The sequence below is a fragment of the Nonomuraea sp. NPDC049625 genome (genome assembly GCF_040675285.1).
Lineage (GTDB): Bacteria > Actinomycetota > Actinomycetes > Streptosporangiales > Streptosporangiaceae > Nonomuraea > Nonomuraea angiospora_A.
Map to the genome: position 1 here is coordinate 680,095 of NZ_JBFAOQ010000003.1, position 24,684 is coordinate 704,778.

The window sequence follows — 24,684 nt, forward strand, 5'->3', positions numbered from 1 at the left end:
TTAGCGTGATTTGTCACTGAATCTCCGCTAATTGGATGCAGGGGCACGTACTGTGATCATCTGGTCACGGGGGGATTGGGTGTGATCGAACGGCTGGGCCGGTCCATTCGCGCGCGCCTGGCGCTGTTCGCCAGCGTCGCCATGGCACTGCTGTGCCTGGCGGCGGGCTCGTTCTTCCTGTGGGTGGGGCACAACACCGCCGTCGACATCCGCACGAGGGAGGTGACCACCGCGGCGCTGCACGTGGGCCACGACATCCAGCGCGATCACCGGCGCTCCCTGACCAACTTCGATCTGAAGGGCATCCAGGTCATCGACGCGACCGGTCGCGTGGTGGCCTCGACGCCGAACCTGGAGGGCAAGCCGCGCCTGACCGCCGTGGTGCCCGACCCGAACAGCCCCAGCCGCACCGACCTGCTGTGCGAGCTGCCCGAGCTCGGCGACGAGTGCCACATCACGGCCGCCGTCCGGGTCTACGACGAGGCCGGCGACTGGTTCGTCTACGCCTACGACTCCACGGTGCCCTGGTACATCCACCCCTCCGTGATCGCCGCGCTGATCGTGCTGACCGTGCTGCTGGTCGCGATCACCTGGTTCGGCGTGTCCAAGGTGGTGGCCAGGACGCTCGCGCCGGTGAACCAGATCACCCGGCGGCTGACCGACATCAACTACGGCGACGAGATCATGCGCGTGCCCGTGCCGGAGAAGGCCGAGGAGATCAAGGCGCTCGCGGATGCCGCCAACTTCATGCTCGCCCGGCTGGAGGCCGCGATGGAGCAGCAGCGCCGGTTCGCCTCCGACGCCTCGCACGATCTGCGCAGCCCGATCACCGCCATGCGCGCCGAGCTCGAGGCGGCGATGCTCGCACCCGAGGAGACCGACTGGTGCGAGACCGGCGGCAAGCTGATGGCCAGCCTCGACCGGCTGCAGAACATCGTCGGCGACCTGCTGACGCTGGCCAAGCTCGAAGCGGGCGCCCCGTCGCGGCTCGAGTCCGTCGACCTGGCCGAGCTGGTCGCCGCCGAGACCACCAGGCCGCGGTCGAAGAAGATCGTCACCGCGCTGCAGCCCGGCGTGGTCGTCACGGGCAACCGGCTCAAGCTGGCCCGCCTCCTGACGAACCTGCTGGACAACGCCGAACGGCACGCCGAGAGCACGATCATCGTGACCCTGCGCCGGAACGAGCAGGCCCTGCTCGAAGTGCTCGACGACGGCGCGGGCATCGCGCCGGACCAGCGCGAGGTGGTCTTCAGGCGGTTCACCCGGCTGGACGCCTCGCGCAGCCGCGACGCCGGCGGCACCGGACTGGGCCTGCCCATCGCCCGCGAGATCGCCCAGGCCCACAACGGCACCCTCACGATCGAGGACTCCGACATCGGCGCGCGCTTCGTGCTGCGATTGCCGATACGAAAGGAGTGAATGTGGGTATGAGAAATTTTCCGCCCCTTGATGGATCTCTGGGCGCACACGATTACTATGCATCGGAGGTGAGTTACTCGCTGTGACTTCAGGGTTCAGCCGATTACGGCGCGAGGATTTGCTGAAGACGGCCTGCGAGGTCATCGCGGAGCGCGGGTTCGGGCATACCCGGACCATTGACATCGCCAGGGCCGCCGGGGTGAGTCAGGCGCTGCTGTTCTACCACTTCGAGACCAAGGATCGGCTGTTCGCGCAGGCCTTCACCTACGCCGCCCGCCAGCATCTCCACTCGCTCGAACACATCGAGGAGTCCAAGGGCACGCCGCTCGAACGGCTGCGCACCCTGCTCAGGCTCTCCTCCCCGGCGGTCCCCACCGAGGGATGGCGGCTGTGGATCGACGCGTGGTCCGAGGCAATGCGCAACCAGGAACTGGAGGAGATCTCGCGCCGCCTCGACTCCCGGGGCCGGCTGGTCATGCGCGCGATCATCGAGGCGGGCGTGTCGTGCGGCGAGTTCAAGTGCGACGACCCCGACGCATCCACGTGGCGGATTCTCGCGCTCGTGGACGGGCTCGCGATCCAGACGCACGCGCATCCCAAGGTGCTGACCAGGCGCAAGGTGAACACGCTGATCCGTACGGCCGCCGCGGCCGAGCTCGGGCTCTCTGCGGAAACCCTGTGACCCTCCCCTCTTCCGACGCTATTGGATGCTCCGTACAATTAGCGGCGAGGAGAGGAGCACGTGATGGCATCCGCACCGAGCTCTGCCGCCGCCCGCGAACGCGACGAGCAGGTCGCCAGCAGGAGCGCCTACCGAGCGGTCATCGAACGGCTCTCGAAGGCGTCGGTCGACAAGCGCTGGGAGCCGTACCGGGACATCCCGTGGGATGACCTGGAGTTCGCCGTGGATCCGGCAGACCCCCGCTGGGAGCTGCCGGAGGTCGACAAACTGGGCGGACACCCGTGGTACCGCAGCCGCCCGCCCGAGGTGCGGGCGGCGATCGGGCTGTGGCGGGTGGCCACCGCGATGAAGGTCGGGCTGCAGTTCGAGAACCTGCTCAAGCGCGGGCTGCTCAACTACGCCTACCGGCTGCCGAACGGGTCACCGGAGTTCCGGTACGTCTACCACGAGACCATCGAAGAGGGACATCACGGGATGATGTTCCAGGAGTTCGTGAACCGCACCGGCTTACCGATCCGCGGGATGCCCGGGCCGCTGTCGCTGATCGCTCAGGTGGCGCCGTGGATCCCGCTGATCTCGACGGAGCTGTTCTTCGTGTTCGTGCTCGGCGGCGAGGACCCGATCGACCACGTGCAGCGCAAGGTGCTGAAGGACGAGCGGGCGCATCATCCGCTGGAAGAGACGATCATGCGGATCCACATCGCGGAGGAGGCCAGGCACATCTCCTTCGCCCGGCACTACCTGCGCAACCGGGTGCCCCGGATGCCCGCGTACCGGCGGCTCCTGCTGGGGGTCATCTCCCCCGTCATCCTGGGCGTGATGGCCCGGATCATGCTGGCGCCCCCGGGGCCGATGATCCGGCGCTTCCGCATCCCGGCCCACGTGGTCGCCGACATCTACCTGCGCAATCCCGCCGCCAAGCAGGAGATCCGCGACTCGGTGGGCAGGACGCGGGAGCTGTGCACGGAGATCGGCCTGATCAACCCGGTCACCCGGCGGATCTGGCGGGCGATGGGCATCTAGCCGGTCGGCCGCCGGGCGATCAGCACCTCGGTGACCTCGGTGTGCTCCCATGTCCCCGAGGGGTCGAGGTCGAGCAGCGCCTTCCTGGCCGCCTCCTTGAACGGCTCCAGCCGGTCGCCGAGGCGGGCCGGGGAGCTGTAGGAGTAGGACAGCTGCAGGCCGATCACGGCGTCCACGTCGTACGTCAGGCGGTGCTCGTACGTGGCGGACTCCAGGTCGCTGAACGGCGTGGTGACCAGCACGTCGTGGGGGTGCTCGCCGCTGACCTGGAAGGAGCCGGTGGCCGTGAACGTGTTCGCGTCGAACTCCTCGCGCACCCGGCGCATCGTCGCCTCCCAGGGCTCCTCCTGGGGCTCGCGGCCCGGGCCGAGGAGGGCCACGACCCCGCCGGGCGGCAGCAGCTCGTCCAGGTCGGCCAGCACCGCGCGGCGGTCCATCCAGTGGAACGACCTGCCCATGACGATGTGGTCGAACGCCGGGAGCTCGCGCAGCCTCGTCGAGTCGCCGCGCAGCCACCGGATGTTCCGCACCTCCGCCGCCAGCCCTCTGCCCGTCTCCAGCATCTCCTCGTCGGGATCGACGGCCAGGATCTCGCGCACGGCGGGCGCCAGCGGGATCGCCACCGTGCCGGGACCGCAGCCGAGGTCGAGCACGGTGCCGTCCGGGCCGAACGTCCTCGCCAGGTGCTCGATCGCCTGATCCCCGTGGTCGGGCCGGTACTTCGCGTAGTAGGGGGCCGTGCCGGCAAACAGGTCTGTCATGGATGGGACCATATACGGGTTCGTTTCGTCGTTGCTGGAAGGTTTTGATCTTTGAGGCGGCTACTCACGGTCCTGCTGCTCGCCTTCGCCGCCGCCGGGATCGCCCCTCCCGCGGCACAGGCGCACAACGTGCTTCTCAGCAGCGACCCCAAGGACGGTGCCACGTTGCCGGCCGCGCCCGCGCGGGTGACGCTGGTGTTCGACCAGGCGGTGCGGCAGGGCTACGCGCAGGTGGGCGTGACGGGCCCGGACGGGTCCTCGTGGGCGGACGGGTCCGCGGAGGTCGCCGCGGAGCGGGTGTCGGTACGCGTCAAGCCGCTGCCGTCCGGGGGCGCGTACACGGTGGGCTACCGGATCCTGTCGGCCGACGGCCACCCGGTCACCGGAAAGATCACCTTCACGCTCGCGGCCGGGACCGGGACCGGTGGCCCGGCCCAGAACGCGAGCCAGGGCGCCACCGGGCAGGCGCCGCAGGACGCGAGTGCGCAGGCCGCCGAGGCGGCCGCCAACGGCGGCGCGGGCATGGCCGTGGTGTGGATCGTGGGCGCGCTGCTGCTGCTCGCCGCCGGCACGGCGGTGGCGCTGCGCCGCCCCCGCCCGGCCGCGCCCGCCCCGGGCTCCGCCGGAGAGGCCCAGCCGGATGCCGGGCACGATGCCGCCGGCGAAGAGGCCCGGGCATGACCGTCACCGCGCCTCCCCTCCCCCGGCAGCGGGTCGGCGGCCGGCTGGTGGCCGGGGCGTTCGGCGTCTGCGCGGTCGTCGCCGCGGTGGCGGCGAGCACGTTCACCGCCCAGGAGGCCGTCCCCGGCATCCCCATGCCCGGCCCGCTGGTGTCCTTCGGGCTGCCCGTCGTGCGGGTGCTGCTCGACCTGGCCGCCGTGGCCGTGGTCGGGCTGAGCCTGCTGCCCAAGCTGCTCGGGTTCGATGCCCCCGAGCGGACCGAGCCCGTCATGCTCAGGGTGCGGCCGCTGGCCGTGCTGGCCGCCTGGGCGTGGGCGATCTGCGCGCTGCTCACCATCGTGTTCCAGACGGCCGAGCTCAATCCCGGCAGCGTGCCCACGTTCGGGATGATCGCCGGCTACGTCGAGACCGTCGGCACCGGTCAGGGGCTGCTGTTCAGCGCGGCGTGCGCGCTGGCGGCGGCCGGCATCGGGCTCATGGCGGTGCGGTTCGGCGAGAAGGTGCCGGCCGAGCTGCGGGTGATCGTGGCGCTGTTCGGGCTGCTGCCCATCCCCGTCACCGGGCACGCCGTCAACTCGGTCTGGCACGACCCCATCATGGTCTCGATGGAGATCCACGTGATGGGCGCTGCGGCGTGGGCGGGCGGGCTGGCGGCCACGGCCGTGTTCGTGGCGCCGCACCGGGAACTGCTGGCCGTGGTGCTGCCCAGGTTCTCCAGGATCGCCACGGTGTGCCTGCTCCTGGTCGGGCTGTCAGGGCTGGTCAACGGGCTCGGCACGATGGCCCTCACCCCCGGCGTGACGCTGCCCGGCGCCCTGCTGACCAGCCACTACGGCGTGCTGGTGGTGATCAAGACGGTCCTGGTGGCGGCGCTGGTGCCGCTGGCCGCCCACATCCGCTTCCGCCTGATGCCTGCCATCCGCGCAGGCCGGGCCACCGCCCTGGTGGGCTGGGCGGCGGCCGAGGTGGGCGTGATGGGGCTGGCCTACGGCGTGGCGGTGGCGATCACCCGGGCCTCGATCGGCTGAGACCCGCGCCGCCTGGCGGCCAGCCACTCGACCGCCAGCCAGACGACCAGCAGGCCGAGCCCCGCCCAGACGGCCGACGACGTGGCCAGTGGAGGCGCTCCGAGCAGCCCCTTCTGGCCCTTGATCGCGCTGTACGCGCCGCCCATGATCGCGCTCTGCGCCACCAGCGCGCCGTAGGCCGCGGCCGTGACGCCGACGCTCCCGAGCACGGCCCGTACGTACGGCATGCGCACCAGGAACGCGAGGTCCACCACCAGCCCCGCCACGACCAGGAAGAACGGCACCGCCGACGGCGGGAACCCGGTGAACGTCAGCAGCGGCCAGAGCAGCGTGCGGACCCCCACGTAGGCGCCCGCCACCAGCGTCGCGGCCCCGAACCTGCCGATCAGCAGCCTGGCCACGACCAGCACCGACAGGCCGACGACCACCGCGTAGACCGGATAGAGGAAGTCGGGGACGGGCAGCGAGAACGCGACCATCATCGGCCGGTCCACCGGCCGCCCCATCTGGTCGGCCGCGAACTGGAGCAGGATCTGCTCGGCGTAGGTCGCGTGGTTGTCCCAGGCGCCGATCGACAGGATGCCGTACTCCTGGTGCTGCTCGGGGAAGTGCACGTTCTCCAGGAAGAACGCGAAGAACGCGCCCAGCACGACGGTCCGCTCCCGCCCCGGCGGCCGAGCTCCGGCGCCCATGAACCAGCCGCGGAGCACGCCCGCGATCATGAAAAACGTTCCAAGATAGAGCATGATGTGCGACGGGCTCCACGAGGTGATGTCGAGCCCGTTGACCCGGTGGTTGATCAGGTCGAGCGGGACCGCGACCAGGAAGATCCCGGTGCCCCACTGGATCAGCCGCAGCGCCGCCTTGTCCACGCCGTAGCCGGTGTAACCATGGATGATGGTCAGCGCGACGGCGATGGCCGTGCCGGCGGAGTTGAGCAGGTGGGGCGGGGCGAGGTCGTCCCGCAGCCACTTGAAGTGCCATGAAACGTCCCACGCCGAGCCGAGCAGCTTGAGCGTGAACGCCACCAGCCAGCCGAAATAGAGCACCCTGAACAGATCCTGCGGCGTCTCACGCCCCGCCTGGCCCCTGGTCCAGTACGGCAGGGCCCACTCGGCGGCCCTCTTGAGAGATGCTGGAGACTTCACGGGAGTGAATCTTACGGTTCCCTGCGTTGAGCTGTTGCTGGGGTAATGCCAGGCAATGTCTTGGCAGGTCAGACTACCGCCGAGGCCCGCAGGGAGTACAGGAGCGGGATCCTGGGGGCACCCTCCGGGAGCCGGAAGCCCTCCTGGCAGTCGACCAGCGTGCCGAAGCGGCGGAAGTACGTGCGGTCGTGCTCGCGCAGGAACTCGACCCGCAGGCCCGCCGCCGCGATCGCGCTGACGACCTCGCCGAGGCCGTGCTGGAACTGCACGGAGGTCTGGTGCTCCAGGATTTCGCTGCCGGTGTAGGTGTGCGGGTACTCCCAGACGTGGGGGCCTCGGTCGAAGTAGTCGGTGGTGACGGTGGTGCCCGTCTCGTCGTCCATGGTGTTGGCGAACGGATGGAATTCGGCGAGATAGAGGAATCCGCCCGGCTCGAGCAGCGCGGCGACCGTCCGCGCCCAGTTCTCGAGGTCGGCCAGCCACACCAGCGCGCCGAGGCCGGTGTAGACGATGTCGTACGTGGCCCCGCCGAGCGCCTCGACCGCGTCGTAGACGTCGGCGGTGACGAACTCCGCCGGGATGCCGCATTCGGCGGCGATGGCCCGGGCCTGCTCGATGGCGGCCGCGGAGAAATCGAGGCCGGTCACCTCGGCGCCGAGCCTGGCCCAGGACAGGGTGTCCAGGCCGAAGTGGCACTGCAGGTGCAGCAGGCGGCGGCCGGTCACGTCGCCGACCTCGTCCCGTTCGAACGACCGCAGCGGGCTCCGGCCCGCCTTGAAGCCCTCGACGTCGTAGAAGTCGCTGGCGACGTGGATGGGGACCCGTCCGTCCCAGTTGGCCCTGTTGACGTCCACATAGTCCATGGGGGCAGCGTAGGCGAGCCCTTGATCGCGGCGCCGCTGGTTTTCGGTGGGCCGGGGCCGGTCAGGGGCGCCTTCTCGTCAGCCGTACCGGGAGGTGCTTGAGGCCGTTCTGGAAGTTGGACGTCAGCCGTCGCGGGCTGCCCGCCGGCTCGACGTCCCACTCGCGCAGCAGCTCCGTGAACACCGAGCGGAACTGCGCGCGGGCCAGGTGGGCGCCGAGGCAGACGTGGGGTCCGAACCCGAAGCTGACGTGGTCGTTCGGGGTGCGGGCGATGTCGAAGCGGTCGGGGTCGGCGCGGCGCTCCGGCGGGCATCATGAGCGCGTGACTCCAGCAGACGCAGAGGCGATCCTCCAGGAATACTTCGCCCCCTGGATCCAGCGGCTCGGGTTGCGCGTGGAGGAGGTGGGCGAGCGCCACGCCGTCGTACGGCTCCCGTGGTCCGACGACCTGGCCCGGGAGGGCGGCGGGCTGTGCGGCCAGGCGATGATGGCGGCAGCCGACACCGCCACCGTCATCGCCATCGCCTCGGCGCGCGGCGGGTTCGTGCCGATGACCACGGTGCAGCAGTCGACGACGTTCCAGCGGCCGGTGATGGGCAAGGACGTCCTGATCGACGTCCGCATCACGAAACTGGGCCGCACCCTGGCCTTCTCCGACGTCACCCTCATGGCCGCGGGCAGCGCCGAGACCGCCGCCCACGCGACGACCGTCTACGCCATCCTGGCCTGATCCCGCAGCTCAGGCCTTGATCTCAGGGATCTCTCAGGTGCGGAAAGTAGGCTCACCGTCATGAAGCGTGTGGCCGCGCTGGTAGCGGCGCTCGCCCTCATCGGGGTGACGACGTGGCTCGTGTGGCCGTCGGCTCCTGGGGTGCGGGGCCAGGACCAGACAATCAGCGTCGTCGACGGACCCGGCGACGACCAACGGGTGGAGCTCGATACGACCTTCTTCCCGCCGCCCGACGGCGGGAAGGCTCCAGCCGTACTGATCGGGCACGGCTTCGGCGGCAGCAAGCAGAGCGTGCGGGACCAGGCCGTCCGGATCGCCCAGCAGGGCTACGCCGTGCTGACCTGGTCGGCGCGCGGGTTCGGGCGCTCGACCGGCGAGATCGCGCTCAACTCGCCCGACTACGAGGTCAAGGACGTCAAGCAGCTGATCGACTGGCTGGCCAAGCGGCCGGAGGTCCAGCTCGACGCGGCGAACGACCCGCGCGTGGGCATCGCGGGCGGCTCGTACGGCGGCGCCATCTCCCTGATGACGGCCGCCTACGACCACCGTGTGGACGCCATCGTCCCCCAGATCACCTGGGCCGACCTGGCCGACGCGCTCTTCCCCAACGCCGCCGCGCAGGGCGCCGGTCCCGCCGCCATCGGCCAGGACGCCGCGCACGGGGTCTTCAAGCGCATGTGGGCCGGCATCTTCTTCGGCCAGGGCGTCTCGCTGGACAGCTTCGCGGGGCGGGGCGAGCGGCAGGCAGCGGCCGGCCCGCTGACGCCCGAGCAGGCGCGGTGCGGCAGGTTCCTGCCCGCGATCTGCGACGTCTACCAGCAGGTCGCCAAGGACGGCAAGGCCACGCCGGAGGCCGTCGCCCTGCTGCGCAAGTCGAGCCCGATCACCGTGGCCGGCCAGATCAAGGCGCCGACCCTGCTCATCCAGGGCCAGCGCGATTCGCTCTTCCCGCTCGGCCACGCCGACGCCAACGCCAAGGCGATCGCCGCCGCCGGCACGCCGGTGAGCCTGGCCTGGTTCGACGGCGGGCACGACGGCGGCAACGGCGAGGCGGACTGGGTGTTCGAGCAGTCCACGGCCTGGTTCGCCCGCTACCTGAAGGGTGACGAGTCCGCCCCGGCGGTGAGCGCGTTCACGGTGACGCGCGACGGCGGACGCGACCCCGGCACCCGCCAGCGCATCCGCCTGCACCCGGAGGCCGCCTCCTACCCCGGCCTGACCGGCACCGACACCACCACGGTCCAGCTGAACGGCCCCGCCCAGAACATCGTCAACCCGCCCGGCGGCGCGCCCGCCTCCATCTCGACGGTGCCCGGCATCGGCGGCCTGCTGGGCGGCAGCCAGGCCGGCACCGGCGTGTCCATCGACATGCCGGGCCAGAGCGCCGCGTTCGAGTCCCGTCCGCTCACCGCCCCGCTCCAGCTCACCGGCAGTTCCACGGTCAGGGTCAAGGTGTCGGGCAAGGGCGAGGCGACGCTGTTCGCCAAGCTGTACGACGTGGCCGACGGCACCCAGCCGCCCGCCCTGCCCGCCGGGCTGGTGGCGCCGGTCCGGGTGACGATCCCGGAGGGCGCGGGCAGCGCGGAGGTCACCGTCACCCTGCCCGCCGTGGATTACCGCTTCGCCGCGGGCCACCGGCTCCGGCTGGTCCTGACCACGACGGACATGGGCTTCGCCACCGCCGCCGAGCCCGCCTCGTACCAGGTGTCCCTGGCCTCCCCCGCGCTCGCCGTGCCGACGGTGCGCACGCTCGCCGCTCCGCCGACCGGGGTGGCGTGGTGGGTGTGGGCGATGCCGCTGGCCGCCGTGGTCGTCGCCGCCGTGCTGCTGGCGACGGGGCGCGTCCCGTCCCGCCGCCGGACCGCACCCGGCGCCCCGGACAGCGGTGAGCGGCAGGACGGGGCCGGCGACAAGGACGTGCCGCTGGAGATCAGCGGGCTGACCAAGGCGTACCGGAACGGCGAGCTGGCCGTGGACGGGCTGTCGTTCCGCGTCGAGCGGGGCCAGGTCCTGGGCCTGCTCGGGCCGAACGGCGCGGGCAAGACGACCACGATGCGCATGATGATGGGCCTCATCCAGCCGGACGGCGGCGAGATCCGGATCTTCGGTGACCGCGTCACGCCCGGGGCTCCCGTGCTGTCCAGGCTCGGGTCGTTCGTCGAGGGGCCGGGGTTCCTGCCGCACCTGTCCGGGCGGGACAACATCGAGCTGTACTGGGCCGCCACCGGGCGGCCCGCCGCCGACGCGCACTTCGACGAGGCGCTGGAGATCGCCGGCCTGGGCAAGGCCCTGGACCGGGCCGTCCGCACCTACTCGCAGGGCATGCGCCAGCGGCTCGCCATCGCCCAGGCCATGCTCGGGCTTCCTGACCTGCTGGTGCTCGACGAGCCCACGAACGGTCTCGACCCGCCCCAGATCCGGGAGATGCGCGAGGTGCTCAAGCGCTACGCGCAGGACGGCCGTACCGTGATCGTCTCCAGCCACATGCTGGCCGAGGTCGAGCAGACCTGCAGCCACGTCGTGGTCATGCACCGGGGCCGCCTGGTCTCGGCCGGGCCGGTGTCGCTGCTGCTCACCTCGGCCACCGTCCCCTCCAACGGGCACGGGCCGCGCCTGGAAGACGTGTTCCTCGACCTCATCGGAGACAAGTCATGACCGTCGCCGCGCCGGGCTACGCGCCCCGTCGCACGCTGCCGCTGCGCGTGGAGATCGTCAGGCAGTTCAAGCGGCGGCGCACGCTGGTCATGTTCGGGCTGCTGCTGGCGCTGCCGTGGATCCTGGTGATCGCGTTCCAGTTCGGGCCGCAGCCGAGCGGGCAGGGGCAGTCGTCGCTGCGCATCTCGGACCTGGCGACGGCGAGCGGCCTGAACTTCGCCGCCTTCGCCCTGTCGGTGTCGGCCAGCTTCCTGCTGGTGGTGGCGGTCGCGCTGTTCTGCGGCGACACTGTCGCCAGCGAGGCCAACTGGTCGTCGCTGCGCTACTTGCTGGCCGCGCCGGTCCCCCGCGACCGGCTGCTGCGCCAGAAGCTGATCGTGGCGCTGGGCTACTCGGCGGCGGCGGTGATCTGCCTGCCGCTGATGGCGCTGCTCGCGGGCACGCTGGCGTTCGGCTGGAACGACATCCAGGTGCCCGGCACGGGCGAGACGATCCCGGCCCTGGACGTGCTGCCGCGCTTCGGCATCGTGATCGGGTACGCGCTGGTCAGCCAGCTGGTGGTGGCCGCGCTCGCGTTCCTCGTCTCCACCATGACCGACTCCCCGCTCGGCGCGGTCGGCGGGGCGGTCGGGCTCTGGATCGTCTGCAACATCCTGCAGGCGGTGGAGGCGCTGGGCTCGCTGCGCGAGTTCCTGCCCACGTTCTGGAACAACGCCTGGCTCGACGCGCTGATGCCGGAGCTGGACTGGAGCGGCATGGCCAAGGGGGCGTCGGTGTCGGTCACGTACGCGGCCCTCCTGATCGCGCTCGCGTTCCGGCGCTTCCGGCGCAAGGACGTCGTGAGCTAGACCCAGTCGAACGACCTGGTCACGGCCTTCTTCCAGCCCGCGTACGCCTCCTCCCGCCGCTCCTCGCTCCACCGGGGCTCCCAGCGGCGGTCCTCCGCCCAGTGCGCCCGCAGCTCCGAGATGTCCTTCCAGTATCCGGAGGCGAGCCCGGCGGCGTACGCGGCCCCGAGCGCGGTGGTCTCCGACACGACCGGGCGGCTGACCGGGACGCCGAGGATGTCGGACTGGAGCTGCATGCACAGGTCGTTCATGGTGATGCCGCCGTCCACCTTGAGCACGTCCAGGACCACCCCGGAGTCCTGCTGCATCGCCTCCACGACGTCGCGGCTCTGGTAGCAGATCGCCTCCAGAGCGGCCCTGGCGAGGTGGGCGTCGGTGTTGAAGCGCGACAGGCCGACGATCACGCCGCGGGCGTCGGCGCGCCAGTAGGGGGCGAACAGCCCGGAGAACGCCGGCACGAAGTACATCCCCCCGGAGTCCTCCACCTGCCGGGCCAGGGCCTCGCTCTGCTCCGCGGAGGTGATGACGTGGAGCTGGTCGCGCAGCCACTGCACCGCCGAGCCGGTCACCGCGATGGACCCCTCCAGCGCGAACACGGCCGGCTGGTCCCCGAACTTGTAGGCCGGCGTGGTGAGCAGCCCGCTGCGCGAGCGCACGCGGTCGGTGCCGGTGTTGAGCAGCAGGAAGTTGCCGGTGCCGTAGGTGTTCTTGGCCTCGCCGGGCGCGAAGCAGACCTGGCCGACGGTGGCCGCCTGCTGGTCCCCCAGGATCGCGCTGATCGGCACCTCCCCGCCGAGCGGCCCGTACGGGAGCGTGGTCCCGTACATCGCGGGGTCGGCCGACGGCCGGATCTCGGGCAGCATCCGGCGCGGAATCCCGAAGAACGACAGCAGCTCGTCGTCCCAGTCGAGCGTCTCCAGGTCCATCAGCATCGTCCGGCTGGCGTTGGTCACGTCGGTGATGTGCACGCCGCCCTTGACGCCGCCGGTGAGGTTCCACAGGGTCCAGGTGTCGGTGTTGCCGAAGACGGCCTCGCCCCGCTCCGCGTCCGCGCGGACGCCCTCCACGTTCTCCAGGATCCACTGGATCTTGCCGCCGGAGAAGTACGCCTCCGGCCGCAGGCCCGTCCTGTCGCGGATGACCTCCCCGCGCCCGTCCCGCTCCAGCGCGGCGGCGATCCGGTCGGTACGGGTGTCCTGCCACACGATCGCGTTGTAGTACGGGCGGCCGGTCCGCCGGTTCCAGACGACCGTGGTCTCGCGCTGGTTCGTGACGCCCAAGGCCGCCAGATCCTTGGCGTGCAGCCCGGCACGCTGGATCGTCGTCTGGATCACGGCCGCCGTCACGGTCCAGATCTCTATCGGGTTGTGCTCGACCCAGCCCGCCTTCGGCAGGATCTGCTCGTGTTCGAGCTGGTATTTGGCGACCTCGGCGCCGTCATGATCGAAGAGCATGAATCGGGTGCTGGTGGTGCCCTGGTCGACGGCTCCCACGAACTCGGGCATGTCTTTCTCCTCTGCAAGATTCCGTCAGATCTCCACCGGCTGCACGATCCCGCGCTCCTCGCTCGGCGGCAGGAACCGGGCGATGCCCGCCTGGTAGAGGCCGGCGCCGATGAGACCGCCGATCAGCGGGGCGACGATCGGCACCCAGAAGTACAGATCGCCGTACTGATCTCGCCAGGCGGTGGCGTAGCCGGTGAGGTAGCTCGCCAGGCGCGGCCCGAAGTCGCGCGCGGGGTTGATCGCGTAGCCGGCGTCGGTGCCGAAGGACATGCCGATCCCCACGATGAGCAGGCCGACGACGACGGGCCCGAGGTTCGCGCTGGGGGCCATGTTGGCGACGTCGGACACGGCGAAGATGACGAAGAGCAGGATGGCGGTGCCGATGATCTGGTCGCGGAACCCGCCCCACATGTCCACCGGCAGCACCCCGTTGCCGGGCAGGGTCGAGAAGACGCCCTGGGTCTTGATCGTGTGCCCGGGGTCCACCATGGCCAGCACCTCGGTGTAGTTCCAGCGCACGATGAGCGCCGCGATGAAGGCCCCGGCCGTCTGCGCCAGCGCGTACGGCAGGACCTTGCCCCAGGCGAAGCCGCGGAAGACCGCGAACGCCAGCGTGACCGCCGGGTTGAGGTGCGCGCCCGTGGTCCGGCCTGCGACGTAGACGCCCAGCGTGACACCGATGCCCCACGCCCAGGCGATGCTGTCGTGGTCGCCGAGCTTGCCCGCGACCACCTGGGCGACCACGCCGACGCCGAACAGAATGAGCACCATCGTGCCGGCGAACTCGGCGATCAGCTCACCGGTCAGCCCTATCCGGTCGCGACGTCCGGCCACCGCTCCTCCTTGCGCATGAGATCGTCGTGTGCCATTCCCGATTTCGGGACATGCATACGGTACGCACGCTATGCGTCACGCAAAGTGACATCGGAGGCTGTTCGCGGTCACCGGTCCCGTGGAGCGCCTACTGATCAGAGATGCTTCGCCTGAAGGTCACCAGGGCGGTTCCCGGGCCGTTGTAGCCGGGGACGGGCTCGCTGACCTCGAACCCCATGCGCCGGTGGAACGCCATGGACGTCTGGTTGACGGGCGAGGTGATGGCCTTCACGACGCGGCGGTCGTGGCGGCGGGCCAGGTCGAAGAAGCGTTCGTACATGGCGCGGGCCACGCCGCCCGTCCTGGCCTCCGGGGAGACGCCGACGAAGTGGATGTACGCCTCGTCGGGCTCGGACGGGGAGATGAAGCCGATCAGGAACCCCGCCATGCCCGCGGGGCCCTCCGCGATCAGGCTCGTGCGGTGGAAGTGGTCGAGGAAGAGCCTGGGCAGGGAGGGCAGGACCGGCCGGCCCCACCACTCGTCGACGACGGCGGCTATGGGGTCGTAGTCGGCGGGGGTGGCGGGGCGCAGCTCGTACGCGGGGGACGTCATGGGCTCCGTCACCCGACCCGCGCGGCGATGGTCCGCGCGCACTCCAGGGATTCGGTACGCGTGGTGTCCACCTCCAGGTCATAGGTCACACCCTGGTGGACCACCTCCGCCTGCAACTCCGCCATCCCCCGGACCCGGTCCCCCCGGGCGATCTCCCGGCCCGCGGCGACCGCGCTCTCGCACTTGACGCCGACCCACAGCACGTCCAGCCCGGCAAGAGCCTTCTGCCACCGCTCCTGGGAGGCGGCTCCGCCGAGGAAGACGTCGTCGATGATGACCCGGGCGCCCGCACGGACCATCGCGGCGACCCCTTCCGCCCACGCCCGGTCGAGCATCATGAACTGCGGCCCGACACTGACCCCGCCGTCCGGAGCGAACTCGATGCCCGCGTCCGATCCCTGCATGGACGCCGGCATCGCCTCGACCAGCGTGTCGACCCCGAGGGCGAGCCACGGATCCGGCAGGACCGCCTGCAGACACCGGACGATCCCGGACTTGCCCGAGCTGGAGCCGCCGTTCAACACGATCACCTGAGTAGTCACCGGCCCACGATAGGGGTGCTCCCCACCAGGCCCAAAGGCATTTTCGGGCGGAGGGCCGTCCAGACCCGGGCCCCGATGCCTACCTGCTCATGCGGTCGCGGAGCTGGGCCAGGGAATCGACGTACTTGAGCATCAGCCGGGCGAACTCGAGCCGGTCGCCCTCGTTCCACTCGGCGGTGATGTACTCGAACGCCTCGCGCTGGTGGCGGCGGAAGCGCTCCATGAGCTCCACCCCCGCCGGACTCAGCTCCAGCACGGTGCGCCGGCCGTCCTGCTGGGAAGCGGTGCGGATCAGGTAGCCCGCCTTGATGTTGTCGCTCACCATGCGGCTGGCGACCGAGGGGTCCACCGCCAGCAGCTCCGCTATCGCGCCGACGGTCACCTCCTTGTCCTGACCGGTGGTGTGCTCCAGGACCAGGTTCAGCACGAGCGTCCTGCTCAGATCCTTGGCCGAGATGGCGTTCTCGACCTCCAGCAGCGAGGTGCGGCGCAACTTGGAGAAGGCCGGTCCCACGGCGTTGAGCAGGTCCTCGGCTGTCGCTGTCTCATCCATGCCCTCATCGTATCTCTGTGCAACCAGCAAGACATGTGTTGACACGAATTTATGTGCATGTCAGCATGCATGTGTCTTCACGCACCAACTATCTCCGGAGTCACCATGACCATCCTCATCACCGGCGCCCGCGGCAAGGTCGGCCAGGCCGTCATCCACCGCCTGGTCACCGCGGGCCTGCCCACCCGCGCCGGCAGCGCCGATCCCACCGGCCTGACCGCCCCGACCGGCGTCGAGATCGCCGAGCTCAAGCTCGACCAGCCCGGCACCTTCCCCGCCGCACTGGACGGCGTCCGCCAGGTCTTCCTCTACCCCGAGCCCGCCGGTGTCGACGCCTTCGTCAAGACCGCCCAGGCCGCCGGCGTCGAGCACGTCGTACTGCTGTCGTCCTCCTCCGTCACGGCCCCCGGCGCCGAGACCGACCCGCTGGCCTCCCACAGCCTCCAGGTCGAACGCGCCCTGACCGCCTCCGGCCTGACCTGCACCTTCCTGCGGCCGGACGCCTTCGCCAGCAACGCGCTCGGCTGGTCCTACCTCATCGGCCAGAACCAGCCGATCCAGCTCGCCTACCCCGACGCGCACATAGCGCCCATCCACTCCGACGACCTCGCCGACCTCGCCGTGGCCGCCCTGACCGGCGACGCGCTCACCGGCCGTCAGTTCACCCTCACCGGGTCGCAGTCGCTCACCTTCCGCGAGCAACTGGTCATCCTGTCCGGCGCGATCGGCCGCGACATCCCCCTCCTGCAGATCACCCGCGCCGAGGCCGAGCAGCAGATGACCCGCTGGATGTCCGCCCCCTACGCCGGCTCGCTGCTGGACCTGTGGGCCGCCGCCACCGCCGGTCCCGCCCCGATCGCCGAGACCACCCAGACGCTCCTCGGCACTCCCGCCCGCACCTTCGCCCAGTGGGCCGCGGAGAACGTCGCCGCCTTCGACGCCCGATGAGCGTCATCCACCCACGCCCCGCCCTGCTCGGGCCGGGGTTCATCCCCCTTCACCCTCATAGGAAGTCCTCATGCGCACCCCTGTGGCCCCCGCGCCTGCATCCACCTCCGCGCGCCGGCGCTGGGCCGTCCTCGCCGTCGTGCTGTTCGCCGCCATCCTCGACCTGCTGGATTCGACCATCACCAACATCGCCGCCCCCGCCATCGCCGCCGACCTGAACGGCGGACAGGCTCTCATCCAGTGGCTCGGCGCCGCCTACGCCCTGGCCATGGGAGTGCTGCTGGTGGTCGGCGGACGGCTCGGCGACAAGTACGGCCGGCGCCGCCTGTTCCTGATCGGCATCACCGGCTTCACCCTGGCCTCCATCGCCTGCGGCCTGGCCTTCGACCCGACCTCCATGGTGGCGTTCCGGCTGCTCCAAGGAGCGTTCGGAGCCCTGCTCATCCCGCAGGGCTTCGGCATCCTCGGCGCCGTCTTCCCTCGCGACCAGATCGGCACGGCCTTCAGCGTCTTCGCCCCCGCCCTGGGCCTGTCCGCCATCGGCGGCCCCATCCTCGCCGGCTTCCTCATAGACGCCGACCTGCTCGGCCTCGGCTGGCGTGCCATGTTCCTCATCAACATCGCCCTCGGCGGCCTGGCGATCGGCTGTGCCGTACGGCTGCTGCCCCCGGATCCCGGCGACCGTGCCGTCACCGTCGACGGACCCGGCTCAGCCCTGCTCGCCGTCACCATGCTCACCCTGCTGTACGGCCTGATCGACGGGTCCAGTCACGGCTGGGGCCTGCCACCGGTCATCTGCCTGGGCGCCGGGCTGGTGTCCTTCGCCCTGTTCTGCCGCCGCCAGCGCACCGCACCTCAGCCGCTCGTCAAACCCTCGCTGCTGACCAACCGCGGCTTCACCTCCGGGCTGATCCTCGGCCTGGCCTTCAACGCCGCCGTCGCCGGCCTGCTGCTGGTGCTCTCCCTTCACCTGCAGAACGACCTCGGCCGCACCCCCACCGGAGCCTCCCTCGGGCTGGCGCCCGTCGCCGCCGGCATCGTGGTCGCCTCGATCACCGCGCACCGGTTCATCGCCCGGCTGGGCCGCAGGCTCATCCTCATCGGCCTGCTGCTCACCCTGACCGGCGTCCTGATACTCCTCACCGGCATCGCGCTCATCCTGCCGGTGTTCGTGATCGGCCTGGGTCTGGGCACCTGCTTCGGCACCGTCTACCAGATCACTCTCGGCGACGTCGACGCGGCCGAGTCCGGCAGCGCCAGCGGCTCGCTGTCGGCCACCCAGCAACTGGCCAACAGCCTCGGCGCCGCCGCCCTCACCACCGTCTACTTCCACGCCGGACCGACGGTCAGCCTCGGCGTGGTGGCGGCCCTTCTGCTGGCCTCCTGCGTCCTGGTACGGCTGCTGCCACACCACGCCCAACCCCACCACTAGCTCTGCCGAGGACGGTGTGACCCGGTATGGGGCACACCGTCCTACCCATAGGTCATGCGCCGCGATGGCCCCTGCTCGTCCGCGCCCGAAGGGTTGCCCGTTGCCCCTGCGGCCCGGCTGTGGATCTCGTGTCGGTGCCACGGAAACCCTCGAGCCGTCGGCACCCGCACCTTCGCCCTGACCAGCGACACCTCACGCCGCCACTGCGGCGCGGCGTGCGCGGCCCGCGCCAAGAACACCGCTCATCGCAGTCGCGGCCACACCCGATCAAGCCTTGCAGTACCGGCGCAGACCGGTCGCCGGACCTGGCCGGTGAGCGCGAATTCGACCAGGTGCGGCCCTGCACGTCCGCTTCGTCGATCCGGTCGAACCGGCAGACGCCCGCCGAGGACGTGGGCGGCGGGACGGATGATCACCCGTTCCCGCCCATGGTGCAGAGCTGGGCGCGGAGGGTCTCGCCGACCCACTGTTCCCAGCGCTCGCGCGTCCAGCCGCGCTCGTGCACGAACAGCAGGTACAGCTCGGGGCTGAGCAGGCCGTACAGCAGGTCGGCGGCCTCCTCCACCGACACCTCGGCCCGCGCCCCGGGTTTGCCGGCAAGCGCCCTGGCCGCGCCCTGCTGGACGACGTGCCGGGGATCGACGTCGTGCGGCCACAGCGCGGCAACCTCGGGGTCGCTCGCGACCGCCGCCTCCAGGACCCGGCCGATCGGCGCGACGCGTTCCAGGACCGAGGTCGTGCCGGCGACGTAGGCGCGCAGCATGTCCTGGGCCGTGCCGGCGGCCAGCGCCGCCACGTACCACGGCCGGTCCATCGTGGCCACCGGCTCGTCATCGCCCGCGATCGTGACGTCGACCAGCTCCTTGAGCAGCGCCCGCTTGTTGCCGAAGACGAAGTAGATCGTCTGCACCGCGACCCCGGCCTTCTCGGCGACGTCCTGCAGGTTTGTCGCGCCATATCCGTCCTGCACGAACAACTCCGATGCTGCCGCGAGGATGCGCCGGCGCGTCTCCTTCGCCTTCTCAGCCCGCTTGTTCGTCCGCTTGACATCGCTCATGGCTAGAGTCTATCTCTAGATTCAGCAACTAGAAGTCAACTCTAGAGAGCAGGTACAGTCATGGCTGTCATCAGCGTCACCCGCTTCCAGGCCGATCCCGCGGACGCCGAGCAGGTTCAGGCCCGGCACGCCGCCCTGGTCACCGCCATCAGAGCCACTCAGCCCGGCCTCACCGAAGCGCGCCTCGGCCGGCTGAACGACGAGACGTGGGTCGGCGTCTGGCGCTGGGATTCGGCCGCCAGCCTGCAGGCCGCCCGGCAGGCCGCGCCCGGCACCCCCGCTGCCGTCGCGGCGTTCGCAGTCGCCCGCGACGTCATGGCGGAGGACATCGAGGTTCTGGCCGAGCTCTGACCACCTGCCCCGGCCCTCCGGCCCAGCAGCCCGGGGGGCCGGGGTTCCCCGAACCAAGGAGATGACATGATCGAAATCGACGCGTTGACCAAGGTCTACGGCTCGGCGCAGGTCAGGGCGGTCGACGAGGTGTCCCTGCGCATCCCCGCCGGGTCGGTCTTCGGCTTCCTGGGCCCCAACGGCGCCGGCAAGACCACCACCATCAAGATGCTGGCCGGCCTGCTGACCCCCACCTCCGGCCAGGTCCGGCTGGGCGGCTTCGACGTGACCCGGCAGCGCTCGGCCGCGATGGCACAGTTCGGCGCCGTGCTGGAAGGCTCGCGCAACGTCTACTGGAGCCTGTCGGCCTGGCAGAACCTCATGTACTTCGGCCGGCTCAAAGGCCTGCGCAAGGCCCAGGTCGCCGAGCGCGCCCGTGATCTGCTGACCGACCTGGAGCTGTGGGAGCGCCGCGACGACAAGGTCGGCGGCTTCTCGCGCGGCATGCAGCAGAAGGTCGCGATCGCCGCCGCTCTCATCGCCGACCCGCCGATCGTGCTGCTCGACGAGCCGACCCTCGGCCTCGACGTCGAGGCCACCCGCACCGTCAAGAGCTGGATCACCGAGCAGGCCCGCGAGCTCGGCACCACCATCCTGATCACCACGCACCAGCTCGACGTGGCCCAGGAGCTGTGCGACCGGGTGGCCGTCATGCGCAAAGGACGGCTCATCGCCGACCTGCCCACGTACCAGCTGCTGGCGAGCTTCCGCGAACGGGACAGGTACGAGATCCGCGTCGAGGGCGCGGCGCCACCCGGGTTCGACGCCGTCACCCGAGACGGCGTCACCACGATCAGCGTGCGGGTGAGCCACCCGCACGAGGTGTACGACGTGGTCGAGCGCCTGCGCGCCCAGGGTGCCGTCCTGGAGTCGCTGACCCAGGTCCAGCCCGACCTGGAGGATGTGTTCCTCGCCCTGGTGAACGAGGCGTCCCATGCTGCTTGACGTCCTGCGCGCGGAGATCGGCAAGGGCCTGCGCATACAGCTGGCCCACCCGATCGGCCACGTCATCACCCTGCTGATCAGCACCACCATGTACCTCGGCCTGCAGTTCGTGCTCGGCCAGGGCGAGCTGCGCCAAGAGCTCCTGCCACGGACCCTGGTCGCGATCGGCGCCTACTGGTTCCTGCAGTACGCCGCATTGGTGATGGTGGCCGACCTCATCGAGGAGAAACGCGCCGGCACCTTCGCCCAGGCGCAGATGACCCCGGCGCCGCCCTGGCTGCCGATGCTCGGCCGGCTGCTCACCGCCTCGGTGTTCGGCCTGGCCGTGGCCGCGGTCGCCGCGCTCGTCCCCATACTGGTGGCCGGCATCGCGATCCCGATGCGCTGGGCGGCGCTGGTGCCGGCCCTGCTGCTCGGAGCGAACGTGCTGGCCTTCACGTTCCTGCTGGCGGCCCTCGCACTGGTCTCCCCGATGATCGGGGCGCTGCAGTCGCTGTTCACCGCACTGGTGCTGCTTCTCAACGGGTCGTTCCTGCCGCTGGCCTTCTATCCGGACTGGCTGGCGGCCCTGGCCAGGGTCCTGCCCACCACGCTGGGCATCGAGGCGCTCACCCAGACGCTGTTCCAGGACCGGACCCTGGCCGAAGCGTGGAACGGAGGCGCCCTGCCCTGGCTGCTCGCCCATACGGTCGCGCTCACCGCCGCCGGCGGGCTGCTGTTCGTCCGCAACCACCGCCGTGCCCTCCAGGAGACGGCATGATCTTCGCTCGCGGATTCGCCGCGGAAGTACGCAAGGGCCTGCTCAACCTCGTCGCCGGATGGCGCGAAGTCCTCATCCAGATGGCCACGTTCCCGCTGTTCTACCTGCTCATCGTGCTGTTCATGGGACGTGGGCAACTGCGCGCGGATCTCCTGCTCCCGGTCCTGCTCGGCATGGTGGCGCTGACCTTCATCCACGAGCAGGTCAACCGCGTGTTCTGGAGCTATCTGGGCGACATCCAGTCCGGCGTGCTGGAACAGACCTACCTGACCCCGCTGCCCTCGGCCGCGCTCATCCTCGGCCGCCAGGTCGCCGCCGTGATCTCCGCCCTGCCCACCGCTCTGGCCGTCCTGGCCACCGGCGCGGTCACCATCACCCTCCAGGGCGGGCGACTGCCCTTCGACGCGCAGGTGATCGTGCCGCTGGCCGCCATCACGCTGGGCACCTGCGGCCTGGCCCTCATCCTGTGCGGGCTGACCCTGGTGCTCAAACGTATCGAGATCATCACCCAGCTGTCCGTGGCCGTCTACGCCATCGCCGGCGGCACCCTGGTCCCCCTGGCCGCCATGCCCGACCCGGTCGCCTTCCTCAGCCGGCTCGCGGTCCCCATCGCGCCCGGCATCGAGGCGATGCGGGACATCCTGCTCGGCGGGCATTCCCTGGCCGCCCTCCCGACCGGCTGGGGTCTTGGCTGGCTGCTGGTCCAGCCGCTGCTCATCACCGTCGCCGGGGTGATCCTGTTCAACCGGCTCGAGCACCTCGCCCGACGCCGCGGCACCCTCGGCCGCTACTAGGCCAAGAACCTGCGAAAGGAGCAACTGACGTGAACGTGTTCTTGTGGGTACCGCAGGCCGTCCTGGCCGCTGTCTTCGGACTGGCGGGGGTCATGCATTCCACCCTGCCCAAGGAGAGACTGCGCCCCATGCTGCCCTGGGTGGAGGACTTCACTCCCACCCGGATCCGCCTGATCGGCGTGGCCGAACTTCTCGGCGCCCTCGGCCTGATCCTGCCCGCCGCCACCGGCATCGCCCCGATCCTCACCCCGCTGGCTGCCGCCGGCCTGGCGATCACCATGCTCGGCGCCGCCGCCACCCACGTTCGCCGCAAAGAGCCTGCGGCCGTCGCCGTCAACGTCGTACTGCTCGCGCTGACCGCCTTGATCGCCTGGGGCCGCTTCTGACCGTCCATCCCACTCGAGGTCGTGAACGTCTTTCGCCGGGGCTGTTCGCCCACGATGGTCAAGATCGGCGAATGTGGTCAACCGGCTTCGCAGCGTCGCTCCGCTCCGTTCGCGACGGCCCCGCTGTCCAGGTCGGCAGTGCGATGGTGGTGAGTGCGTCAGGTCTCTTCGAGGACGTGCACCTGGGGGAGATCGCGGTGGCGGTGGTGGGCTTGGGCGATCGCGGCGAGGTTGTCGCGTCCCAGAGCGCGGTAGGCCATGGTGAGCAGCTCGTTCGCATGGTGTTCGAGTTCGGGGTCTCCCGCGCTGATCCAGTGCAGGTCACGGCCGAGGGTGAGAGCGTCGGCGGGGTGTCCGGCGGCGCAGCGGTGCCGTGCCTCGGTGAGGCGGGCTTCCCGGACGGCCGGGTCGTCGGTCAGCTCCTTCTGCAGGGTTGTGCAGAAGTCGTAGTCGTCCCATGGTCTCTGTCGGCCGCGCCTGATCGCGGTGTCACCGTCGACGAGCGCGCCGCCGCCGTCCAGGGTTTCGATCCGATCCGGGTCTCCGTGCTCGAGCAGTTCTGGGGAGTGTCCATAGGCGTTGTGGTAGTCCTCGCCCTGCTCGTCGCGGTCGCCGGTCTCGAAGGTCATCAGGATCTCGCGCAGGAGCCGTAGCCGGTGCCGTCGTGCGACCACCTCGGGGTCCATGGGATCGGCCGGCTCATCATCCTGGTCTCCGAGGTGGCGCCATCCCCATTCGAGCGTGTACCTGACCGCCTCGAGAGGGGTACGCGACGGGATGCCCACGCCGCCACCGTCGTTGTTGTAGTAGGAGGCGACTCCGGTGCAGGTGCGGCCGTCGTCGTACCAGAGCCCGAAATGCAGCCCGTCGGTGCCGCCGTGCATGAACGTGAGGAACTCGGGCGGGTCACGGTAGTAGCGGCCGTGTACTCGCACATCGATGCCGGGCCGGGAACCGCGTTCGGGATCATCGAACAGGTCCATGATCCCGTACGGGCACAGTTCCAGGTCGTCGAGGGCCTGCTTTTCGGCCGGGCCCAGGGACAGCAGGAATGCCCGAAACCGGAAGATCGAGTCGGGCAGCTGGAATCCCCAGTCGCGAGCAAGGCGCTCCTCGATCGCGGCGCGTTCCTGCTCCACCTGGGCCGCAGCAGCCGACCTCACCTGCTCCTGCGGTCGGTTCGCCGCCTTCCACACCGCGTAGTCCCGCAGTCCGGCGGCGGAACGCGATGCGGCCCGCCGACGGTCGGCCCGTTCCCACAGCGTCAGCGGCGGATCGGGCTCCCCGAATATCGCCGCCCGCAACCGTTCTTCGGTATGGGAGCGGTCGATGCCCGGGTATCGCGACCGGCGCTCCTCCCGGGCGGCCGCAGCCGGCAGCCAGCGGCTGGGGTCGGCCGCCACTCGCCTTCTCGCCTCACCGGCCGGCAGCGGAGCGATCTCCTGATCGAACGCGCGCAACGCCACCGCCTTGCGCCGTTGCACATCGGCGTCAAGCTCGGTGCACAACGCGGTGTAAGCGTCCCACTCCTGGGCCAGATCCTCCTCGGGAAGGTCGGCACGCTCGAGGAAGAACTCGAACCTTCTCCCATACCCGAGGTCGTCGTATTGCGCCGCTATCTGCTCCCGCAGCCCCGCGAGGACCTGCCCGTCGTCCTCCTCCTCGCCGTACCACAGCACGGGTATGTCCTCGGGGTGCTCTATCTGGTCCCGATGGAGTTCCACCGCTGTTTCCCGACCGAAGATCGTCACACGCGCGGTCAACCTTTGACCGTCCACAGAGACGATCTCCGCATCAAGGCCGGCGAACGGGCCGTCGACAATCCTCGCGAAGTGACGCTCCATGGTGGGACCCCAATCGGCACGGATGATCTCTGGGGCAGCATGATAAAGATCGCCACTGACATGCCGTCCCAACAAGGGCTTGCGCTCCCACCGCGCCTGCCAGAGGTGGGCCATCACTGAGCGCGGCATGACGATGAGCGCTTGTGCCGGCAGGTGGCTGGATGCCTGCTGATCGCTACCCCTCGGGCCTGACCGACGCGCAGTAGGAGCTGATCGAGCCGTTACTGGCGAACACCGCGCCATGCGCGATCGGCCGACCCGAT

At 70.4% G+C, this 24,684-nt stretch carries 25 protein-coding genes and 1 pseudogene; 15 read left to right on the forward strand and 11 right to left on the reverse strand.

The features are described 5' to 3' along the window. The first annotated feature begins 81 nt into the window (after window positions 1–81). The 3 genes from AB0J87_RS16650 (at window position 82) to AB0J87_RS16660 (ending at window position 3,124) form a co-directional block, all read left to right on the forward strand. Complete coding sequence (locus AB0J87_RS16650; protein ID WP_363966026.1) at window positions 82–1,419, forward strand: HAMP domain-containing sensor histidine kinase; 1,338 nt, start codon at window positions 82–84, stop codon at window positions 1,417–1,419. An 82-nt stretch (window positions 1,420–1,501) separates the two neighbouring features. Next, entirely contained in the window at window positions 1,502–2,101 is a 600-nt protein-coding gene (locus AB0J87_RS16655; protein WP_363966028.1) for a TetR family transcriptional regulator C-terminal domain-containing protein, read from the forward strand. Between the two features lie 63 nt (window positions 2,102–2,164). Further along, on the forward strand, window positions 2,165–3,124 hold the full coding sequence (locus AB0J87_RS16660; RefSeq protein WP_363966030.1) for a diiron oxygenase: 960 nt from the start codon (window positions 2,165–2,167) through the stop codon (window positions 3,122–3,124). On the opposite strand, the gene AB0J87_RS16665 is transcribed toward AB0J87_RS16660, so the two are convergent. Beyond that, window positions 3,121–3,885 carry a methyltransferase domain-containing protein gene (locus AB0J87_RS16665; protein ID WP_363966032.1) on the reverse strand — a complete coding sequence of 255 codons (765 nt, stop codon included), beginning with the start codon at window positions 3,883–3,885 and terminating at the stop codon, window positions 3,121–3,123. The genes AB0J87_RS16660 and AB0J87_RS16665 overlap by 4 nt on opposite strands. A 51-nt stretch (window positions 3,886–3,936) precedes the next feature. Between AB0J87_RS16665 and AB0J87_RS16670 the strand changes: the two genes are divergently transcribed. Together AB0J87_RS16670 and AB0J87_RS16675 are read left to right on the forward strand one after the other, a co-directional pair. Further along, entirely contained in the window at window positions 3,937–4,566 is a 630-nt protein-coding gene (locus AB0J87_RS16670) for a copper resistance CopC family protein (protein ID WP_363966034.1), read from the forward strand. Beyond that, window positions 4,563–5,594, forward strand: a complete 1,032-nt coding sequence (locus AB0J87_RS16675) for a CopD family protein (RefSeq protein WP_363966036.1) — start codon at window positions 4,563–4,565, stop codon at window positions 5,592–5,594. The genes AB0J87_RS16670 and AB0J87_RS16675 overlap by 4 nt, the downstream gene beginning before the upstream one ends. On the opposite strand, the gene AB0J87_RS16680 is transcribed toward AB0J87_RS16675, so the two are convergent. The 3 genes and pseudogenes from AB0J87_RS16680 to AB0J87_RS16690 form a co-directional block, all read right to left on the reverse strand. Continuing rightward, window positions 5,552–6,742: a hypothetical protein gene (locus tag AB0J87_RS16680; RefSeq protein WP_363966038.1), complete on the reverse strand. Its 1,191-nt coding sequence runs from the start codon at window positions 6,740–6,742 to the stop codon at window positions 5,552–5,554. The genes AB0J87_RS16675 and AB0J87_RS16680 overlap by 43 nt on opposite strands. Before the next feature lie 68 nt (window positions 6,743–6,810). Next, window positions 6,811–7,605 carry a class I SAM-dependent methyltransferase gene (locus AB0J87_RS16685; protein ID WP_363966040.1) on the reverse strand — a complete coding sequence of 265 codons (795 nt, stop codon included), beginning with the start codon at window positions 7,603–7,605 and terminating at the stop codon, window positions 6,811–6,813. Window positions 7,606–7,666: 61 nt separating this feature from the next. After that, window positions 7,667–7,885: pseudogene (locus AB0J87_RS16690) on the reverse strand (cytochrome P450); the annotation flags it as partial. A 43-nt stretch (window positions 7,886–7,928) separates the two neighbouring features. Between AB0J87_RS16690 and AB0J87_RS16695 the strand changes: the two are divergent. Genes AB0J87_RS16695 through AB0J87_RS16705 form a run of 3 tightly spaced genes read left to right on the forward strand, consistent with a single transcriptional unit; the run spans window position 7,929 to window position 11,839 of the window. Next, window positions 7,929–8,336, forward strand: a complete 408-nt coding sequence (locus AB0J87_RS16695) for a PaaI family thioesterase (RefSeq protein ID WP_363966041.1) — start codon at window positions 7,929–7,931, stop codon at window positions 8,334–8,336. A gap of 60 nt (window positions 8,337–8,396) precedes the next feature. Next, window positions 8,397–10,991, forward strand: coding sequence for a CocE/NonD family hydrolase (locus AB0J87_RS16700; RefSeq protein ID WP_363966043.1), 2,595 nt, complete (start codon window positions 8,397–8,399; stop codon window positions 10,989–10,991). Next, window positions 10,988–11,839: an ABC transporter permease subunit gene (locus tag AB0J87_RS16705; protein ID WP_192786611.1), complete on the forward strand. Its 852-nt coding sequence runs from the start codon at window positions 10,988–10,990 to the stop codon at window positions 11,837–11,839. The genes AB0J87_RS16700 and AB0J87_RS16705 overlap by 4 nt, the downstream gene beginning before the upstream one ends. Here AB0J87_RS16705 and glpK read toward each other — a convergent pair. The 5 genes from glpK to AB0J87_RS16730 form a co-directional block, all read right to left on the reverse strand. Beyond that, entirely contained in the window at window positions 11,836–13,344 is a 1,509-nt protein-coding gene (gene glpK, locus AB0J87_RS16710) for a glycerol kinase GlpK (RefSeq protein WP_363966046.1), read from the reverse strand. The genes AB0J87_RS16705 and glpK overlap by 4 nt on opposite strands. A 24-nt stretch (window positions 13,345–13,368) precedes the next feature. Next, on the reverse strand, window positions 13,369–14,178 hold the full coding sequence (locus AB0J87_RS16715; protein ID WP_363966048.1) for an MIP/aquaporin family protein: 810 nt from the start codon (window positions 14,176–14,178) through the stop codon (window positions 13,369–13,371). A 127-nt stretch (window positions 14,179–14,305) separates the two neighbouring features. Next, window positions 14,306–14,770 (reverse strand): GNAT family N-acetyltransferase, encoded by a 465-nt coding sequence (locus tag AB0J87_RS16720; protein ID WP_363966050.1) that lies wholly within the window; start codon window positions 14,768–14,770, stop codon window positions 14,306–14,308. A gap of 8 nt (window positions 14,771–14,778) precedes the next feature. After that, window positions 14,779–15,312 (reverse strand): chloramphenicol phosphotransferase CPT, encoded by a 534-nt coding sequence (cpt, locus tag AB0J87_RS16725; RefSeq protein ID WP_363966052.1) that lies wholly within the window; start codon window positions 15,310–15,312, stop codon window positions 14,779–14,781. A gap of 79 nt (window positions 15,313–15,391) precedes the next feature. After that, window positions 15,392–15,865, reverse strand: coding sequence for a MarR family winged helix-turn-helix transcriptional regulator (locus tag AB0J87_RS16730; RefSeq protein WP_363966054.1), 474 nt, complete (start codon window positions 15,863–15,865; stop codon window positions 15,392–15,394). Window positions 15,866–15,970: 105 nt separating this feature from the next. Between AB0J87_RS16730 and AB0J87_RS16735 the strand changes: the two genes are divergently transcribed. Then, window positions 15,971–16,813: an NAD(P)H-binding protein gene (locus tag AB0J87_RS16735; protein WP_363966056.1), complete on the forward strand. Its 843-nt coding sequence runs from the start codon at window positions 15,971–15,973 to the stop codon at window positions 16,811–16,813. 70 nt (window positions 16,814–16,883) lie between these two features. Then, window positions 16,884–18,245 (forward strand): MFS transporter, encoded by a 1,362-nt coding sequence (locus AB0J87_RS16740; RefSeq protein WP_363966058.1) that lies wholly within the window; start codon window positions 16,884–16,886, stop codon window positions 18,243–18,245. A 412-nt stretch (window positions 18,246–18,657) separates the two neighbouring features. Here AB0J87_RS16740 and AB0J87_RS16745 read toward each other — a convergent pair whose 3' ends face one another. Further along, entirely contained in the window at window positions 18,658–19,302 is a 645-nt protein-coding gene (locus AB0J87_RS16745) for a TetR/AcrR family transcriptional regulator (protein ID WP_363966060.1), read from the reverse strand. Between the two features lie 60 nt (window positions 19,303–19,362). On the opposite strand from AB0J87_RS16745, the gene AB0J87_RS16750 reads away from it, so the two are divergent. The 5 genes from AB0J87_RS16750 to AB0J87_RS16770 all read left to right on the forward strand — a co-directional run bounded on the left by AB0J87_RS16750 (window position 19,363) and on the right by AB0J87_RS16770 (window position 22,577). Further along, complete coding sequence (locus tag AB0J87_RS16750) at window positions 19,363–19,653, forward strand: antibiotic biosynthesis monooxygenase (protein ID WP_363966062.1); 291 nt, start codon at window positions 19,363–19,365, stop codon at window positions 19,651–19,653. 66 nt (window positions 19,654–19,719) lie between these two features. Next, window positions 19,720–20,637, forward strand: a complete 918-nt coding sequence (locus tag AB0J87_RS16755; RefSeq protein WP_363966063.1) for an ABC transporter ATP-binding protein — start codon at window positions 19,720–19,722, stop codon at window positions 20,635–20,637. After that, a complete protein-coding gene (locus tag AB0J87_RS16760; protein WP_363966064.1) occupies window positions 20,627–21,397 on the forward strand; it encodes an ABC transporter permease in 771 nt (256 codons plus the stop codon). The genes AB0J87_RS16755 and AB0J87_RS16760 overlap by 11 nt, the downstream gene beginning before the upstream one ends. Further along, the gene (locus AB0J87_RS16765; RefSeq protein WP_363966065.1) at window positions 21,394–22,191 is read left to right on the forward strand and encodes an ABC transporter permease; all 798 of its coding nucleotides are present in this window, start codon (window positions 21,394–21,396) and stop codon (window positions 22,189–22,191) included. The genes AB0J87_RS16760 and AB0J87_RS16765 overlap by 4 nt, the downstream gene beginning before the upstream one ends. A gap of 29 nt (window positions 22,192–22,220) precedes the next feature. Continuing rightward, the gene (locus tag AB0J87_RS16770) at window positions 22,221–22,577 is read left to right on the forward strand and encodes a DoxX family protein (RefSeq protein WP_363966067.1); all 357 of its coding nucleotides are present in this window, start codon (window positions 22,221–22,223) and stop codon (window positions 22,575–22,577) included. Window positions 22,578–22,735: 158 nt separating this feature from the next. On the opposite strand, the gene AB0J87_RS16775 is transcribed toward AB0J87_RS16770, so the two are convergent. After that, window positions 22,736–24,538: a hypothetical protein gene (locus tag AB0J87_RS16775; protein ID WP_363966069.1), complete on the reverse strand. Its 1,803-nt coding sequence runs from the start codon at window positions 24,536–24,538 to the stop codon at window positions 22,736–22,738. Window positions 24,539–24,684 lie beyond the last annotated feature (146 nt).